The sequence below is a fragment of the Microbulbifer sp. ABE4_465 genome (assembly GCF_056160765.1).
The window spans coordinates 55,255-71,192 of the sequence record NZ_JBSWXV010000008.1; the positions used below are offsets into that span (position 1 = coordinate 55,255).

Annotated in this window: 19 protein-coding genes; 14 read left to right on the forward strand and 5 right to left on the reverse strand. The window is 60.8% G+C overall.

The genetic code is table 11. The features are described from left to right. Nucleotides 1-25 precede the first annotated feature (25 nt). Nucleotides 26-565, reverse strand: a complete 540-nt coding sequence (gene hslV / locus ACXAG1_RS13140) for an ATP-dependent protease subunit HslV (protein ID WP_010132036.1) — start codon at nt 563-565, stop codon at nt 26-28. A gap of 120 nt (nt 566-685) precedes the next feature. On the opposite strand from hslV, the gene ACXAG1_RS13145 reads away from it, so the two are divergent. Further along, the gene (locus ACXAG1_RS13145) at nt 686-919 is read left to right on the forward strand and encodes a DUF2798 domain-containing protein (protein WP_475091188.1); all 234 of its coding nucleotides are present in this window, start codon (nt 686-688) and stop codon (nt 917-919) included. Between the two features lie 10 nt (nt 920-929). On the opposite strand, the gene ACXAG1_RS13150 is transcribed toward ACXAG1_RS13145, so the two are convergent. Both ACXAG1_RS13150 and ACXAG1_RS13155 read right to left on the reverse strand, forming a co-directional pair. Further along, nucleotides 930-1,496: an SPOR domain-containing protein gene (locus ACXAG1_RS13150; RefSeq protein WP_475091189.1), complete on the reverse strand. Its 567-nt coding sequence runs from the start codon at nt 1,494-1,496 to the stop codon at nt 930-932. A gap of 80 nt (nt 1,497-1,576) precedes the next feature. Then, entirely contained in the window at nt 1,577-3,820 is a 2,244-nt protein-coding gene (locus ACXAG1_RS13155; RefSeq protein ID WP_475091190.1) for a primosomal protein N', read from the reverse strand. Nucleotides 3,821-4,066: 246 nt separating this feature from the next. Here ACXAG1_RS13155 and ACXAG1_RS13160 point away from each other — a divergent pair, with 246 nt between their 5' ends. From ACXAG1_RS13160 to rsd, 12 genes are all read left to right on the forward strand, one after another. Continuing rightward, nucleotides 4,067-4,642, forward strand: coding sequence for a hypothetical protein (locus ACXAG1_RS13160; protein ID WP_475119936.1), 576 nt, complete (start codon nt 4,067-4,069; stop codon nt 4,640-4,642). Then, nucleotides 4,639-4,953: a winged helix-turn-helix domain-containing protein gene (locus ACXAG1_RS13165; protein WP_475091192.1), complete on the forward strand. Its 315-nt coding sequence runs from the start codon at nt 4,639-4,641 to the stop codon at nt 4,951-4,953. Before ACXAG1_RS13160 ends, ACXAG1_RS13165 begins: the two co-directional genes overlap by 4 nt. Before the next feature lie 146 nt (nt 4,954-5,099). Then, on the forward strand, nt 5,100-5,312 hold the full coding sequence (rpmE, locus tag ACXAG1_RS13170; RefSeq protein WP_043319964.1) for a 50S ribosomal protein L31: 213 nt from the start codon (nt 5,100-5,102) through the stop codon (nt 5,310-5,312). Between the two features lie 29 nt (nt 5,313-5,341). After that, entirely contained in the window at nt 5,342-6,175 is an 834-nt protein-coding gene (locus ACXAG1_RS13175) for a thermonuclease family protein (protein WP_475119937.1), read from the forward strand. 166 nt (nt 6,176-6,341) lie between these two features. Next, on the forward strand, nt 6,342-7,595 hold the full coding sequence (locus tag ACXAG1_RS13180) for a malic enzyme-like NAD(P)-binding protein (RefSeq protein ID WP_475091194.1): 1,254 nt from the start codon (nt 6,342-6,344) through the stop codon (nt 7,593-7,595). 334 nt (nt 7,596-7,929) lie between these two features. Then, nucleotides 7,930-8,304 (forward strand): hypothetical protein, encoded by a 375-nt coding sequence (locus ACXAG1_RS13185; protein WP_475091195.1) that lies wholly within the window; start codon nt 7,930-7,932, stop codon nt 8,302-8,304. A gap of 182 nt (nt 8,305-8,486) precedes the next feature. Beyond that, complete coding sequence (gene gshA, locus ACXAG1_RS13190) at nt 8,487-10,079, forward strand: glutamate--cysteine ligase (RefSeq protein WP_475119938.1); 1,593 nt, start codon at nt 8,487-8,489, stop codon at nt 10,077-10,079. After that, the gene (locus ACXAG1_RS13195) at nt 10,080-10,667 is read left to right on the forward strand and encodes an acyl carrier protein phosphodiesterase (protein WP_475091196.1); all 588 of its coding nucleotides are present in this window, start codon (nt 10,080-10,082) and stop codon (nt 10,665-10,667) included. Between the two features lie 48 nt (nt 10,668-10,715). Beyond that, complete coding sequence (locus ACXAG1_RS13200) at nt 10,716-11,216, forward strand: disulfide bond formation protein B (RefSeq protein WP_475091197.1); 501 nt, start codon at nt 10,716-10,718, stop codon at nt 11,214-11,216. A 12-nt stretch (nt 11,217-11,228) separates the two neighbouring features. Continuing rightward, complete coding sequence (locus ACXAG1_RS13205; RefSeq protein WP_475119939.1) at nt 11,229-11,627, forward strand: CidA/LrgA family protein; 399 nt, start codon at nt 11,229-11,231, stop codon at nt 11,625-11,627. After that, on the forward strand, nt 11,617-12,375 hold the full coding sequence (locus tag ACXAG1_RS13210; protein WP_475119940.1) for an LrgB family protein: 759 nt from the start codon (nt 11,617-11,619) through the stop codon (nt 12,373-12,375). The genes ACXAG1_RS13205 and ACXAG1_RS13210 overlap by 11 nt, the downstream gene beginning before the upstream one ends. Nucleotides 12,376-12,514: 139 nt before the next feature. Further along, a complete protein-coding gene (gene rsd / locus ACXAG1_RS13215) occupies nt 12,515-12,982 on the forward strand; it encodes a sigma D regulator (RefSeq protein WP_475091200.1) in 468 nt (155 codons plus the stop codon). A gap of 79 nt (nt 12,983-13,061) precedes the next feature. Here the strand turns inward: rsd and ACXAG1_RS13220 are convergent, their stop codons facing one another. Next, nucleotides 13,062-13,862 carry an FKBP-type peptidyl-prolyl cis-trans isomerase gene (locus ACXAG1_RS13220; RefSeq protein WP_475119941.1) on the reverse strand — a complete coding sequence of 267 codons (801 nt, stop codon included), beginning with the start codon at nt 13,860-13,862 and terminating at the stop codon, nt 13,062-13,064. 468 nt (nt 13,863-14,330) lie between these two features. Here ACXAG1_RS13220 and ACXAG1_RS13225 point away from each other — a divergent pair, with 468 nt between their 5' ends. Further along, complete coding sequence (locus ACXAG1_RS13225) at nt 14,331-15,344, forward strand: histidine kinase (protein ID WP_475091202.1); 1,014 nt, start codon at nt 14,331-14,333, stop codon at nt 15,342-15,344. Between the two features lie 19 nt (nt 15,345-15,363). On the opposite strand, the gene ACXAG1_RS13230 is transcribed toward ACXAG1_RS13225, so the two are convergent. Then, nucleotides 15,364-15,915 carry a TIGR02444 family protein gene (locus ACXAG1_RS13230; protein ID WP_475091203.1) on the reverse strand — a complete coding sequence of 184 codons (552 nt, stop codon included), beginning with the start codon at nt 15,913-15,915 and terminating at the stop codon, nt 15,364-15,366. Nucleotides 15,916-15,938: the final 23 nt, after the last annotated feature.

The following is a 15,938-nucleotide window of genomic DNA, read 5'->3' on the forward strand; positions in this document are numbered from 1 at the left end:
TCGCAATTCGTTACTTCGACAAGCTCTAGTAACTCAACTCTTCAATCGTGTTGTTGTGGTTGGTGTACACACAGATATCACCGGCAATCTTCAATCCCTGCTCCACAATGGTTCTCGCATCCAGCTCGGTATTGTCGAGCAGCGCGCGCGCTGCGGACTGGGCGAAGGGGCCGCCGGAACCGATGGCGATGAGGTCGTCTTCGGGCTGAATCACGTCGCCGTTGCCGGTGACGATCAGGCTGGCGGTTTCGTCGGCGACGGCGAGGAGGGCCTCTAGCCGGCGCAGGGCGCGGTCGGTGCGCCAGTCTTTGGCGAGTTCGACGGCGGCGCGGGTGAGCTGGCCGTTGTGGGCCTGGAGTTTGGCTTCGAAGCGCTCGAACAGGGTGAAGGCGTCGGCGGTGCCGCCGGCGAATCCGGCGATGACTTTGTCGTTATACAAGCGGCGTACTTTGCGGGCGTTGCCTTTCATGATGGTATTGCCCATGGAGACTTGCCCGTCACCGCCGATTACGACTTTGCCGTTTCGGCGGCAGGAGAGGATGGTAGTGCCGCGATATTGTTCCACGTGTGCCTCGGTGTTTTACATTTCGAGAGCACTAAGTGTGGTCGACGGGGCTGGATTTCAACTAAGTGGGAGCGGCTTTATACTCAAGGCCATCTTTCAGAAGTACCGAGAGGACTGCCTGTGGCCCGTATCAAGCGCCGTTATTACACCCTGGTTTTTGCGCTTTTCATGTCGCTACTGATGTCGAGTGTGATGTCTGGCGTGGTGACATTCATCAATACCGGCCTGACGGAGGGGTTTCTCGAACGCTGGCTGCATGCGGGTATTGCGGCCTGGGTCATTGCCTTCCCGCTGGTTTCTTTATTTGCGCCGCTGGCGCACTGGCTGACTCGGAAGTTTGTGGAGACCGAGTAGTCTCGATCAATTAACCCTGCGCCGGGCGCTTGAGCACCAGCGGCATTAGCCGGTGTTCGGCGAGCACACCGCGCGCGGCGGCCATTTTGGATCGATTGGTGTATGGGCCGACGAGAACCCGGTGCCAGGTGCCGCGGCTATCGGTGGCGGATTCCACTTTGACGTCGAGGTTGGCCAGCATCAGCTGGGCGCGCAGTCGCTCGGCCTCTTCCTTTTCGCGGAAGCTGGCGGCCTGAAGGATATACACCAGGTCGGACTTGGGCTCATTGCGCACCGCTGTTTCTGCATCGGAGCCGTTCTCATTGCGGACCCGCACCTGCTGATTCTTCGGCTGAGGCACTTTCACCTCATTCTCTTCCAGCAACTTGTAAAAATCGAAGCGCGGTTTCGATTCCCCCGGCGCGGGCTGCTCGGCAGCGGGCTTTTCGGTGCGCTTGACCACCTGGGTCTGCCCGGTTTTGAGGTCGTTTAGCAGAAATACAAATACCGCAAAGCCACCCACAAAGTTGCCCAGCACAAACCAGACCCAGGCGGGTTTGCCGGTGGATTGTTGGCGGCGGGTATTGCGGCGGGCCATGGGCGTTCTCTCGGTCTTGTAAATCGTGATTGCTACAGGCGGGAAATTGTACCGCCTGCGCGCGGCGCTGTGGGTGGAATTTAGGACAGCTCCTGCGCATCCATATCCACCGCCCAGCGCAGACGACGGTTTCGGTTCCCTTCCGCCCACTGGCTGAATTGTGCCAGCAGCTTCTGCAACAGGCCGCGTTTCTCCGCAGTGACCTGAAGGTAAAAGCGGAAGCGGCCGGACTTGCGCTCAAGTAGCGCGGGCACTGGCCCCAGATACTGAAGCGCCGGGGAGGGCGGTGCCATCGCCTGCAGATAATCCCGGGCATTGGCCAGGAACTCCTCGGCCCAACGCGGCTCCTCGCACTCGGCACGCACCAGTGCCATGGCCCGCAGCGGCGGCAGCTGGGCGATCTTGCGCTCTTCCATCAACTGGCGGGCGAAAGCGCCGTAGCCCTTGTTGAGCAATAACTGAAGCAGGGGGTGCTCCGGGTACCGGCTCTGCACCAGCACATGACCGCGCAGGTCGCCGCGGCCGGCGCGGCCGGCGACCTGCTCCAGCAGCTGCCCCATGCGCTCGGGAGCGCGGAAGTCGGCGCTGAACAGGCCGCCGTCGGCGTCCTGGATCACCACCAGGGTCACCTTGGGCAGATGATGCCCCTTGGCCAGCATCTGGGTGCCAAGCAACAGGCAGGGCTCGCCGTTGCGTGCCGGCTCCAGCAGTTTGTCCAGGGCCTGCTTGCTGGCGGTGGTATCCCGGTCCACGCGGATCACCGGGAACTGGTTGAAAGTATGAGTAAGGAAGTCTTCGCTGCGCTCGGTGCCCGCGCCCAGGGCGTTGAGGTTGCGGCTGTGGCATTGCGGGCAGCTGTGCACCTCCGGCATGCGGTAGTCGCAGTGGTGGCAGCGCAGATGGCGCTGGCGCCGGTGCAGGGTAAGTTTGGCGGAGCAATGGGGGCAGTCGGCGAGCCAGCCGCAGTCGTCACAGGTCAGCGCCGGCGAGTAGCCGCGCCGATTAATGAAAACCAGCGCCTGCTCGCCGCGGTTCAGGGTCTCGCCGATATGCCGCAACACCTGCGGGGCAAAACCCTCCTGTAATTGCTGGTGCAAGATGGGCACCACACTGATTTCCGGTGGGCGCGCATTGCCGGCGCGGTGGCGCAGACGCAGATGTTGATAGCGGCCGGAGAGCGCATTGTGCAGGCTTTCCAGAGACGGGGTTGCCGAGCCGAGCAGCACCGGTACGTCGGCATTTTTTGCCAGCACTACCGACAGGTCGCGGGCGGAGTAACGCACACCGTCCTGCTGCTTGAAGGAACCGTCGTGCTCCTCGTCGATCAGGATCACGCCGAGGCGCGGCAGCGGAGTAAAAATGGCCGAACGGGTGCCGATCACGATATCCGCCACACCGCTGGCGGCGGAAAGCCAGGCGCGGGCGCGCTCACCATCGGCGAGGCCCGAGTGCAGGGCGGCGATACGAAAATCGGGAAAGCGCGCAGCGATACGGCGCAGGGTCTGCGGGGTAAGGCCGATCTCCGGCACCAGCAACAGCGCCTGATTGCCATCGCGCAGGGCGCGCTCCATCAGTCGCAGATACACCTCGGTCTTGCCGCTGCCGGTGGTGCCCTCCAATAGAGAGGCGCTGAAGCCGGTGGCGGGCACCGCGTCGATAACCTGACGCTGCTCTTCGTTCAGCTCTGGCGCGGGGCGCGGCTCTACCTCTTCCATCGGCGGCGGCGCGGTGGGCCCTGACACCCAGCGCGCCAGCCCGCGCTCGATCAGCGCTTTGCACACGGTGCTGTTGAGACCGCGGGCGTTCAGCGCGGTGCGACTCTGGCGCCCGCTACTCAACAGCAGCTGCAATAACTCCTGCTGCTTCTTGGCCCGCGCCAACGCGGTTTCCGGCAGGCCCTTGCCCTCGGTGGTCAGCTCCAGCCACTGTTCCGCCCAGTGGTCCGCCGGCTTACCCTTGCGCAGGGCGGCCGGCAAGGCCGCGGCGTAAAGCTCCCCGATGGGCGCCTGATAGTAATCCGCCGCCCACTGCAGAAAATGGCGACTGCGGGAATCGAAAATGGGCTGGTGATCGATACACTCGCTGGCGGGCTTCAGCTCCGCAAGCGGCGATTCCGATACCACATCCACCAGCACAGCCACCAGGTCGCGGTTGCCGAAAGGTACATGGAAGCGTTGGCCGGGCTGCAAGTCCTGGTCGGGCATTCCCGCCGGCGGCAGGTAATCGAACAGGCGGCGCAGAGGTACCGGTACGGCCAGACGCAAAATGACGCGCGGGCGCTCGCTTGTCGCGTCCGAGCGATACTGATCCGGTTGTAACTGCAAGCGGCCCCCAAATAACAATTTCTGCTGCGCGGATTTTTTTGAGCGGGCTAGTTTACCGGCTGAAGCCCTCGGGTACAGCCGACATCGGCAAACCGCCACACGGAAATCCATGGCGCTAAAACCCACCGGCGAGCCGCGCACATCTTGCAAACTCTAAAATTCAGAGTACTCTGCACATCAACTCTAGTTTTTAAAGTTAACCCCGGGACGCATTACCGACCCCTTTATCAACAAGGATCTGTGACCATGAACGACGTAAACAAACTGCAGAGTGACCTGGATTATATTCGCGGCGCCATCGACCAGGACGCCGCTGCTGGCGGTATCCCGGCCCTGTACTTTCTGTGGGCGGCACTGATCGCGGTAGGCTTCAGCCTGCCGGACCTGGCTCCCCGGTTTGCCGGCGTGTACTGGCTGTTTGCCGGTGCTGGCGGCGGTCTTTTCAGCTGGTGGCTCGGCGCCCGCGAGAGCCGGCGCCACGGCTATAACAACTCTCAGCTGGGCCGGCGCTACGGCCTGCACTGGTGCCTTGTGGGTGCCGCATTTCTGCTTTGCTTCCTGCCATTAATGCTGGGACGTATCACACCCGAGATGGGCGGGGCCAACTTCCTGCTGGTGACCGGTATCGCCTATAGCCTCGCCGGGGTTCACCTGGAGCGACCGCTGCTGTGGTGCGGCATCCTGATGCTGGTAGCCTACGGGGTACTGGTGGTACTCATGCCTCCTTTTATCTGGACAATCACCGGGATCACCGTGGGTATCGCTCTGTGCTGGGCCGGCTTCAGTCGCCGGGCGGCACTGAACGCGGGCGATTCCCAATGAAGGCGCTGACCTCCCTCGACCCGCTGCTGGAGCACCGTATCCGCCTGGGCGCCTGCGTGTTGCTGGCCAAGCACGGTGAACTCAGTTTCGCCCGCCTGAAGAGCCAGTTGCAGGCTACCGACGGCAATCTGGGAGCACAGTTGCGCAAGCTGGAAGAGCGGGGCTACCTGCAAAGCCGCAAGGATTTCGTCGAGCGCAAACCCACCACCTGGTACGGCCTCAGTAGTGCAGGGCGATCCGCACTGGAGTCCCATATGGCGGCGCTGCGATCACTGATCGACGCGGCGGGCGCCCCCGCCGGGGAGCCGTGACCCCGAAGCCGCATTTACGCTTGAATCGGCGGGCTAATCTGATAGTATGCGCCGACTTTTTAAACAGCCCGGGGAAGCTTCCCCTGCACCAATGACGATCCCGTGCTCAGCGAACGACTGGGTGGCGGTATCGAATAGAGGCCATCATGAAGAACGATATCCACCCGAATTACGCCGAAATCACTGCAACCTGCTCCTGTGGCAACTCCTTCAAAATGGGTTCCACTCTGGGCAAGGACATCCAGCTGGACGTGTGCTCCAACTGCCACCCGTTCTACACCGGCAAGCAGCGCGAAGCCAGCACCGGCGGCCGCGTAGACCGCTTCAAGAAACGTTTCGGCAGCCGCATCTCCAAGTAAGAGAAAGCGCTATCGAGACCCGCTCCGGTATGCCCTGTGCACCTCCGGCAGCGACGAAAAAGACGCCCTGGGACTCCCTTGGCGTCTTTTTTTGTGCCTGCCTGTTACTGATCGGCCTTTTCCACCCCGCAGCGGCGCTGGCCGACTGTGTGCTGGGGGAGGCGGACGAGGTTGTGGCCCTGCAGAAGGTGGTGGACGGGGACACCCTGCGCCTGAAAGACGGCCGCCGGGTGCGCCTTCTCGGCGTAAACGCCCCGGAACTGGCCCGCGGCCGGCGGCCGGCGCAGCCACTGGCGGAAGAAGCGAAAGAGTTTGTGCAGCGGTTTCTCGCCGGCGGCGATCTGGAGCTGGTATACGATCGCGACCGCTACGATAACCACGGCCGCACCCTGGCCCACGTCTATAACCACCGCGGCGACAGCCTGGAATCCGCACTGCTGTCCGCGGGCCTGGCCTTCCATATTGCCGTGGCCCCCAACTTCGCCCTGGCCGAGTGCCTGTCCAGCCGCGAACAGGAGGCAAAGGAGCGCCAGCGCGGGGTCTGGCGCAGCGGTGTCTGGCCGACCCTGGCTGCCGCCGATGTGCGTCCCGGGGACGGCGGATTTGTACTGCTGACCGGTACCGTCAAGAAGGTGGATCACAACCGCTTCCTGTGGCTCGAACTGGACGGCCCGGTGGCAGTGCGGCTGGACCCTAAATGGGATTATGGCCACGCAAACCGGCGCAATTGGCAAGGGCGTAAAATAGTGGTGAAAGGCTGGCTGATCGACAGAGGCAAGAAATATTCATCCCAAAACAGAAAAAATAAACGGTTTTTCATTTCGTCCGACTCCGAATTCACCATCGATATTAGTAGAAAATAACATTTACGCTCAGTTTTTGAGCTTGTGAACTTGCAGTCGTCTCGGTTATTCTCCGCGCCTCGGAAAAGGGGACTTAGCGCCCTCACCATAAAATCAATATTTCCGCAGTAACCTGCTGCCAACCGCAGAATGTTGGCCGCCTTCCAAACCAAGAGATGACATCCTGATGACCGACTCACTGCGCCAGGCAGCGCTCGATTACCACGCCTTGCCGACACCGGGCAAACTTTCGGTGGAACTCACAACCCCTGCACAAACCCAGGAAGACCTGTCTCTGGCCTACAGCCCGGGCGTGGCCGAACCGGTGCGCGAAATTGCCAAGGACCCGGAGGCCGCCTACCTGTATACCGGCAAGGGCAATCTGGTCGCGGTCATCTCCAATGGCAGTGCCATCCTCGGTCTCGGCAATCTGGGCCCGCTGGCGTCCAAGCCGGTGATGGAAGGCAAGTCCCTGCTGTTCAAGCGCTTTGCGGATATCAACTCCGTGGATATCGAGGTGGAATGCCCCAGCCCCGAGCGGTTTATTGAGACCGTCGCGGCGATTGCCAATACCTTCGGCGGTATCAATCTCGAAGACATCAAGGCCCCGGAGTGTTTTCACATCGAAGAGGCGCTGATCCAGCGCTGCTCGGTACCGGTGTTCCACGACGACCAGCACGGCACCGCCATCGTGACCGTGGCGGGAATGCTGAACGCGCTGGAAATCCAGGGTAAGCAGATCGAAGACGTGCGTATCGTGTGCCTGGGTGCCGGTGCCGCGGCAACTGCCTGCTGCAAACTGCTGCTGGCCGCCGGTGCCAAGAAAGACCAGATCACCATGCTGGACAGCCGCGGGGTGATTCACTCCGGGCGCAGTGATATCAACGCTTACAAGGGAGAGTGGGCGCGGGATACCGAGATGCGCACTCTGGATGACGCCATCGAGGGCGCCGATGTATTCCTGGGTGTGTCTGGCCCTGACCTGCTGTCTGCGGAGCAACTGGCACATATGGCGGACAAGCCGGTGGTATTCGCCTGCTCCAACCCCAATCCGGAAATCAGCCCGGAGCTGGCGCACCAGACCCGCGATGACCTGATCATGGCCACCGGCCGTTCGGACTACCCGAACCAGGTAAACAACGTGCTGTGTTTTCCGTTTATTTTCCGCGGTGCCCTGGATGTACGCGCTACGCGCATCAACGAAGACATGAAGCTCGCCGCCATCGAGGCGATCCGCAAGCTGGCCCGAGAGGAAGTACCGGAAGCAGTGCGCGCCGGATACGGCGGTGTAGAGATGAGCTTTGGGGCCGAATACATCCTGCCCAAGCCCACAGATCCGCGCCTGCTGCCGGAAGTGGCGGCGGCAGTGGCCCGCGCGGCGGTGGACAGCGGCGCGGCGCGCTTGCCGTATCCGGCGCACTATCCGTTGAAGCCGGTGTAACCCCACTCGCAAGTTCCGCGAACGAACCCGGTGGCGGTGGCGCTACCGGGTACAGCCTTGTGAGACACGCCGTAAACCCATCCCTGGGGGCTCTTCCGCGAGGTCCCTCTCGCGGACAAAGCGCAAGCTTTGGACGCCGGAGGCGCCCGCAGGGTGAGCGCAGCGAATCAACGTCTCACAAGGCTGTACCCGGCATCGCCACCTTCGCACCTAGCTCACTATCACGAACTGATTTCTCAACGTGTGAACCAACACGGCCTACATCCCAATCCTTGAGCCTCCCTCCTACCGCCGCTAAACTGCGTTCCATGTCTGAGCAAAGTTGTCCCCCCGCATGAGCCACGTCTATGTGCTGACCAATCAGCACCAGCAGTTTTTAAGCAAAAGCAACGAATGGATCGACGGCCGCGAGAACACCAAGCTGTTCCGCACCGAACACAAGGACGTCGCCATCAATCAGATGTTCGAGGCCAATACTCGCAACGTCGCCCTGCGCATTGAGCTGCTGGAGTGCGAGCTGGACACCAAGCGCCAGCCCATCGTCCCGGAAGAAGCCCTGAGCGAGACACCGCTTGAGTCTGCGGTGCCAGGGGAAGCAGTGGATGAGCCCGAAATAATCGCGGAAGCGAATGACGTCGCCGAGTCCGAGGAGCTGCCGCAACCCGAGGCGGCAGAGAGCCAGCCCGACCAACCGCTCCCGAGCCCCTGACAGACCTGCCTTGAGCCTACTCTTGAGCTTGTTTACTGAGCCCACTTACTTGAGATAGCAGCAGGCGCCCCCATTTAGGCCGGATCGCCATTTTGGTGATTGACGTTTTTTGTGATTAAGAAGTACCGCGTCCCGGTGGCGCACCCGGCCCATCAGCCAACCGGCTGCCACAGGAGATTCCCTTGTCCAAACTCGATCTGGCCGATCTGGCCCAGCCGCAAGGTTTAGCGCTGTTAAAGGGCATCCGCCGCGGTATTGAGAAAGAGGGCCTGCGGGTCTCTGCGGAAGGTGAGCTGGCGCAGACCGATCACCCGATCGGCCTCGGCTCCGCGCTCACCCACGAGTACATCACCACCGACTTCTCCGAAGCCCTGCTGGAATTCATCACCCCGCCGGTGGCGACGCCGGAGCAGGCGCTGGAAACCCTCGACCAGATCCATCGCTACACCTACAGCCAGATCGGCGACGAGCGCCTGTGGGTAAACAGCATGCCCGGCAAACTCGGCCGCGATGAAGAGATCCCCGTGGCCCGCTACGGCAGCTCCCACAGCGGCACCATGAAAACCATCTACCGCCTCGGGCTCGGCCTGCGCTACGGCCGCGCCATGCAGACCATCGCGGGTATTCACTATAACTTTTCCCTGCCGGACGCATTCTGGACCTGGCTGCAGGAAAAAGAGGGCGGCAAGGAAGAGTCTCTGAAAGACTTCAAAACCCGCCGCTACTTCGACCTGATCCGCAACTTCCGCCGCCACTACTGGCTGCTGATCTACCTGTTTGGTGCCGCGCCCGCGGTGTGCGGCACCTTTGTGCAGAACCGCGAGCACCAGCTGCAGCCTTTCGACGGTGATGCCCGCACCCTGTATGCCCCCCAGGCCACCTCCCTGCGCATGGGCGGCCTCGGCTATACCAGCGACGCACAGAAGTCCCTGATCGTGTGTTACAACGATCTGCAGACTTACCTGTCTACCCTCTGCGCAGCCATCAGCAAGCCTTACCCCGAGTACCACCAGCAGGGTGTAAAAGACGCGCACGGCGAATACCAGCAGCTCTCCACCGGCCTGCTGCAGATCGAAAACGAGTTCTACTCCCCGATCCGCCCGAAAAACCCGGCCGGTATGGGCGAAACCGCACTCTCCGCCCTCGACGCCCGCGGTGTCGAATATATCGAAGTGCGCTGCCTCGACCTGAACCCCTTCGTCCCGCTCGGCATCGAAGCCCCGCAAATGCGCTTCCTCGACGCCTTCCTGCTGCACTGCCTACTGAGCGAAAGCCCGGTAACCGACGAAGCCGACTACCGCGCGGTACAGGAAAACCAGACCCGCATCGTCGACCGCGGCCGCGAGCCCGACCTGCAACTTATCCACAACGGCGGCGAGCGCAAGCTCACCGACTGGGCCGGCGAACTCCTCGATGAGATCACCCCCATGGCCGAACTACTTGACCAGGCGTGGGGCAGCCACGACTACCAGCGCGCCGTCTCCGCCCAGCGCGACAAGGTCGATGGCAAGGTACCCACCCCGGCGGCACAAATGCTCGCGGAAATGCACGAGCACAACCAGACCTTCTTCCAGTGGGCCAAGGCCAAAGCGGAACAGCACCGCCAGTATTTCCTGGACCGCCCGCTGAACGAGGAAGAGCAGGCCGATTTCGAGCGTCTCGCAAAAGAGTCACTCGACAAGCAAAAACAGGTAGAAGACGCCGATACCGGCAGTTTCGAAGACTTTCTCGGCAAGTACTACGCGCAGTACGTGTTCTGCCAGAAAGGGCTCTGAGTGAATTACCTCGCCCATTTGCTGCTCTCGGGCCCGGACCCGGACTGGCAACTGGGCGGGCTACTGGGCGACTTCGTCAAAGGCCCCATGAAAGGGGAGCGCCCCAAAGCCATCGAAGACGGCATCCGCCTGCACCGCCGCATCGACCTGCTGAGTGACCAGCACCCCGCCTACCTGAGCGCCCTCAAACGCCTCGGCCCCCAGTGGCGCCGCCTCGGCGGCATCGCCCTCGATATCTGGTTCGACCACCTGCTCGCCAACGACTGGCACCACTGGTACCCGCAACCGCTCGAAACCTTTACCCACAACTGCTGGTCCAACTTCCACCAGCGCAACCAGTGGATCCCCGAAAACGCACAAACGTTTATTCAAAGAGCCGAGCAATTTAAACTCCTGCCCGGCTACCGCGAGGTAGACGTCATCCGGCGCACCCTCGAACGGGTCGGCCAGCGCCTGCGACGCCCGCAGCCCCTCGCCGACATGCTGCCACTGCTGCAGCGGGACCAAAGCGCACTGGAACAGGAATTCCGCCAACTGTTTGCCGACCTCAGCCAACAGGCCGAGCAGTTCCGACAGACTATTAATTAGAAAATCGCTTTTTAAAGAATCGCTTATCAGTATCCGGACAATAATCACATGACCCTGCCAAGCCCACGCATCACCTTCCTGATCATGTTCCTCGCCGTCATCGCCGTACTCGGCATCGCCTTTTACATGGAATATGCGATGGGCCTCGAACCCTGCCCACTGTGTATCACCCAGCGGGTCATGTTTCTGGGTGTCGGCCTCACCTCCCTGATTGCGTTTCTGCACAACCCCACCGGCGCCACCAACATCGGTCGTCGTATCTACGGCCTGCTGGTTTCCCTGTGGGCCATCGGCGGCCTCTACTTCTCCGGTCGCCAGCTGTGGCTGCAGAGCCTGCCGGAAGACCAGGTGCCCGCCTGCGGCCCCGGCATCAGCTACATGGTGGACGTATTCCCCATGGCGGAAGTGATCAAAACCCTGCTCACCGGCGACGGCAACTGCGCGGAAGTAAAATGGACCATGCTCGGCCTGTCCATCGCCGGCTGGGCCGCAGTGGGCTTTGTGGGCCTGATCCTGTTCGGCCTGTGGCAAGCCTTCCGCAAGCACTGACCGATTCTTCCCGTGTCGTTCCTGCGCACACTCCCGCGCTGGCTGTTGGGGGCTGGCCTGCTGCTGGCCTTTGACCTCGCTGGCCGCATCCTCGTTGCCGCACTGTCGCTGCCATTGCCCGGCCCGGTGCTGGGCATGCTCCTGTTGCTGCTGGCGATGATGCTCTACGGTCGCGTGCCGCGCGGTCTTGGGCTGGTGGGCGAGCAGATACTGCGCCTGCTAGTGCTGATTTTCCTTCCCGCCACCGTGGGCATCTACTTCCTGCGCGACCTGTCCGGCGGTGACTGGGTTGCCCTGATCGTCGCCATGGTCGTGGGTACCCTGATCAGTATCGCGCTGACCGCACTGCTGCTGAATCACCTGATCCGACGCAGCGGACGAGGCGGCGAGGGTGGCGACAATGGCGAGTAACGCATTCGCGCCGCTGCGCGAGTGGCTGGCACAGGTACAGCAGGTTGCCATCAACTTTGCGGAGCCACTTTCCTGCACACACCCGCTGGTCATACTGCCGCTCAATATTCTCGGCTTCTGGCTGGCGCTAAAGATTTACCGCCGCTCCGGTACACCGATACTGCACCCGGTGGTCGGCGGCAGCCTGCTGGTGTTTGCCGGGCTGCTGCTAATGAACGTGGATTTCGCCGGCTACCAGCGCGGTAGCGGTCTGCTGTATCTGTTGCTGGGGCCCGCCGTGGTTGCCCTGGCCATTCCGCTGAAGCAGAACCTGACAATGGTGCGAAAAGTCGGCGGGCCGCTGATACTGGGCCTCGCGGTGGGCGCGATACTGGCGCCGCTGGTGGCGGTGCTGATTGCTATGTTGCTAAACGGCAGCGCTGCGGTGTTGATCGCGCTAACCACCAAATCAGTCACCACCCCGGTGGCCCTGGCGCTGACCGAGCAGATGAACGGTATCCAGAGCCTCGCTGCCGGTGTCGTGGCGTTTACCGGAATTGTGGGCGCGGTGTGCGGTCCCGGCCTGCTGAAGCTGCTGGGGGTCACCGACGAGCGGGTCACCGGCTTCACCCTGGGTGTCAACGCCCACGCCATCGGCACCGTGCGCGCGCTGGAAATCAGCGCCCTGTGCGGCGCCTTTTCCGCCCTCGCCATGGGGCTTTGCGGCGCGCTGACTGCTTTGCTACTTCCGGTACTGGTCAACATTTGAGTCAAAGTCGGTCCCGACCTGACCCAATTCCCGGAACTCGTCTTTGCCGTCGTTTTTTCCCGCGCCGTCCTTGCCCGCGGCGGCAGAAGCTTCTACATTCCTAAGAGCAGTTGTAGAAGTCACAAAAGGAAACTTGGAGATGTTGGAGAACTGTAAAAACGCGCAAGAGCGCTGGGGCGGCGTCAGCCAGATTATTGACCGCTGGCTGCAATCCCGTCAGGCGCTGTTGGTGAGCTTTTGCCAGCTGTCAGAGCACAAGGAATTTGCCGACGGCGACAAAGAAGCGGAAGCCAGCGTGCGCACCCTGTGTCAGCAGCTGGTGGACTATGTCTCCGCTGGCCACTTTGAGGTGTACGACCAGCTAATTCAGGAAGGGCAGGCATTTGGCGATGCCGAGGGTCTGCAGCAGGCCAAGGCCCTGTACCGTGAAATCGACGGCACCACCGACGTGGCGGTAGATTTCAACGACAAATATCTGGAAACCGATGATCTCACCACCCTGGTAAAAGATCTGTCGGTGCTGGGTGTTGCACTGGAAACCCGCTTTGCCGCGGAAGACCTTATGATCGATACCCTGCACACTGCGCACAAAAACCAGTTGGCCTGATCGACTTGACACTCAACTCAGGCGAATAAAAAAAAGGGGCCAGCGGCCCCTTTTTTGATGACGGTGAATCAGCTTCCGATTATTCGGTCGCCTGATCTTCCGCGCCATCTTCTTTAACCGCCTCTTCTTCGGCCGCGCCTTCGTCACCACCAACATTGGCTTTGTGCAATTCCACCTCAAATACCAGGGTGGAGTTGGGACCGATCAGGCCGCCCGCGCCACCGGGACCATAGGCGAGCTCAGACGGGATGTAGAGTTCCCACTTTGCACCTTCTTTCATCAGCTGCAGGGCTTCGGTCCAACCTTTGATTACGCCCTTCACCGGGAACTGTACCGGCTTGCCGTTTTTGTAGGAGCTGTCGAATTCGGTTCCGTCGATCAGGGTGCCCTTGTAGTCCACCTCGACAACACTGGATTCACTGGGGCTGGGGCCGGTGCCTTCAGTGACCACCTTGTACTGCAGGCCGGAGTCCGTGGTCTGCACGCCCTCTTTCTTGGCATTCTCTTCCAGGAACTTCTTACCTTCTTCCAGGTTCTTTTCCGCGGAAGCCTTGAACTCTTCTTCCTGCTTGGCCATCAGCTCTTTCTGCTTGGCCTGCATATTCTCCTGGAATACCTGGATAACCTGCTGCTTTTCTTCCTCGCTCAGACGGGAGTCGCGACCACTGGCTACATCTTCCAGCGCCATGGCGACAATTTTTGGGTCCAAAGCAACTTCCTGGCTTTTCAGGCGGTTGGCCATATCTTCGGCAATGATATAGCTGACTTTCTGCTCTTGGGATTCCAGTTTGATATCTGCGGAACCTGCAGACTCCTGCTTGTTACAGCCGACCAGTGCAATACCCAGAGCAATCGCAGCAGCCAAAGAAGTTTTATTCATGAGAATTGTCTCTTTATTTCCGTGAAGCATTTATTTGTACGAGCAGGGTTCCACCCTTCTCTGCTGTTTTACACCCTGACCCAAACACACTTTGTGCGGCAGATCACAGTAGCACAAGCGGGCCCAGCGACAGTCAAGTCTAACCCATGCTGGGAACGGCTGCACACCGGCAATCCGCAGGCACCCGGGGATTCCAGGTAGGACCACAGCGGACCGCGGTTGTTTCATTTTCCTGACAATTGTCACTTTTGAATTGCACCAGAAAAAACCCCCAGTAAATTCCACAACAATTCCCACAGGCGGCGGGGATGCACTTCCGAAATAACAGCGCTATTATCAGCGTTCAGCCCCGTTTTTTCACAGTAAGTTCGCAGGCAGAGAGGTGGTTCTGCTATCAATAAATGGGAATCGTCGGGGTTTCTTTCAAGAGCATGTACACAACCCGTTTCAACCGCAGGATTTTGAACCATGGCCGCCAAACGCAAAGCCGCTATTTCCGTTGCCGATCTGGAAAAACAGATCGCCAAGATTGCCACCCAACTCGAAAAAGCACGGGCCAAGGAAGCGGCCGATGCCGACAAAGCCCTGAGCAAAGCCACCAAGGAAGCCGACAAGGCTCAGGCCCAGGTGAAAAAAGCCAAGGCCAAGCTTGCCACGGCGCGCACCGCGGGCAGCAAAGCAAAAACGCCAGCCGCTAAAACCTCCGCCAAGAAAAAAGTGGATGCGGCCAAAGCCGCCGTGGCCAAAGTTGAAAAGGTTGCCAAAGAGGCTGCTCAATCCCTCGCAGATTCCAAAGCCGCCGCCGCTGCAGCCAAACTGGCCGAGAAAACCGCCAAGACAGTGAAGAAGGCCGGTGAAGCTGCAGCGAAATCGGTGATGGCCGCCAGCAAGCCGAAGAAGAAAAAGTCGGTGAAGAAGGCTGCTTCAGCCAAGCCTGCAACAGAGAAAAAGGCCTCCGCGAAAAAACCGGCTGACAAGAAGACCGCGGCCAAGAAAGCTGCACCGAAGAAAGCCGCCGCTAAAAAAGCAACCGCGAAGAAAGCCCCTGCGAAAAAAGCCGCCGCAAAAACGGCTGAGCCCAAGAAGGCAGCGCCAAAGAAAGCCGCACCGAAAAAGGCCACTGCCGACAAATCGGATGCTAAGAAGGCGGTAGCCAAGAAGGCGGCGCCGAAGAAGACAACCAAGAAGGCCGCAGAGAGTAAGCCGGTACAAAAAACCAATGGCGCAGGCGCTGCCAAGCCCGCGGTTCAACCGTCTACGCCAGCGACCCCGACTGCGAAACCCGCAGTAACCCCAGCACCTGAAACTCCTGCACCGGTTATGGGCAAGGCTTCAGAGCCAAAGCCACTGGTTCCAGAGTCCAGCACCGCGGCCGCCAACCCGGTAACACCTAGCATCACCCCAAGCACCCCGGCCAACAGCCTGTTCGCCACTGAAGAAAACCCGCACTACGGTCCGGAAGAGCACAAACACAAGCACTGAGCCCTGGCTCACAACGCCGTCAAAGTGTAACGCCGGGAATACTGCCGCCGCGCGGTTCCCGGCCAGCCTCGCTGCCACCGGCACTGCCGGCAGCACTGTAGGCGTCAATCAGGCCCGCCCAGCGGGCCTGATCTTTTTGCATCAAACCATATTGCTCACCCGCCAGCGCCAGCGGCGAACGGGTCTCCGGCCAGGTTTCACCATTCAACTTCCACAACGCAGCGAGTTGCCGCTGCTCCATACGGAGCTCGCAGCGCTTGCACCATTCGTAGATACGGCTCTGCTTATTCAGCCGCCCGAGCAATCGGCGCATGTTGCGCACGCTGCTGATCATGCGCCGCCGCGGCGCCAGTCCCCGGTCGGCCACGCGCCAGCTCTCATCACTGAGCTGACGACCACAGGCACTGGTGTAACTGGCCCACAGCAACAGGCACACGTCGGCACCTTTACTGTCCTGGCAGTCGAGCAGGAATTCGGCCACCGAGGGCTGCCGGTAAAACTCCAGGCTGAAGTGCCACAGCGGGTTTTGCAGTGGGCAGAGCGGTGGAGATGGAGGTGCGGTTTCTGTCACGTTAGAATCCCGGCGGTTTGTTA

Bases quoted from the DNA above. Each gene is read 5' to 3' on its own strand.
- ACXAG1_RS13150 (WP_475091189.1), bottom strand. From the start codon at position 1,496: ATGGCCCGCCGCAATACCCGCCGCCAACAATCCACCGGCAAACCCGCC.
- ACXAG1_RS13160 (WP_475119936.1), top strand. From the start codon at position 4,067: ATGAACGACGTAAACAAACTGCAGAGTGACCTGGATTATATTCGCGGC.
- ACXAG1_RS13165 (WP_475091192.1), top strand. From the start codon at position 4,639: ATGAAGGCGCTGACCTCCCTCGACCCGCTGCTGGAGCACCGTATCCGC.
- rpmE (WP_043319964.1), top strand. From the start codon at position 5,100: ATGAAGAACGATATCCACCCGAATTACGCCGAAATCACTGCAACCTGC.
- ACXAG1_RS13175 (WP_475119937.1), top strand. From the start codon at position 5,342: ATGCCCTGTGCACCTCCGGCAGCGACGAAAAAGACGCCCTGGGACTCC.
- ACXAG1_RS13180 (WP_475091194.1), top strand. From the start codon at position 6,342: ATGACCGACTCACTGCGCCAGGCAGCGCTCGATTACCACGCCTTGCCG.
- ACXAG1_RS13185 (WP_475091195.1), top strand. From the start codon at position 7,930: ATGAGCCACGTCTATGTGCTGACCAATCAGCACCAGCAGTTTTTAAGC.
- ACXAG1_RS13200 (WP_475091197.1), top strand. From the start codon at position 10,716: ATGACCCTGCCAAGCCCACGCATCACCTTCCTGATCATGTTCCTCGCC.
- ACXAG1_RS13210 (WP_475119940.1), top strand. From the start codon at position 11,617: ATGGCGAGTAACGCATTCGCGCCGCTGCGCGAGTGGCTGGCACAGGTA.
- rsd (WP_475091200.1), top strand. From the start codon at position 12,515: ATGTTGGAGAACTGTAAAAACGCGCAAGAGCGCTGGGGCGGCGTCAGC.
- ACXAG1_RS13220 (WP_475119941.1), bottom strand. From the start codon at position 13,862: ATGAATAAAACTTCTTTGGCTGCTGCGATTGCTCTGGGTATTGCACTG.
- ACXAG1_RS13225 (WP_475091202.1), top strand. From the start codon at position 14,331: ATGGCCGCCAAACGCAAAGCCGCTATTTCCGTTGCCGATCTGGAAAAA.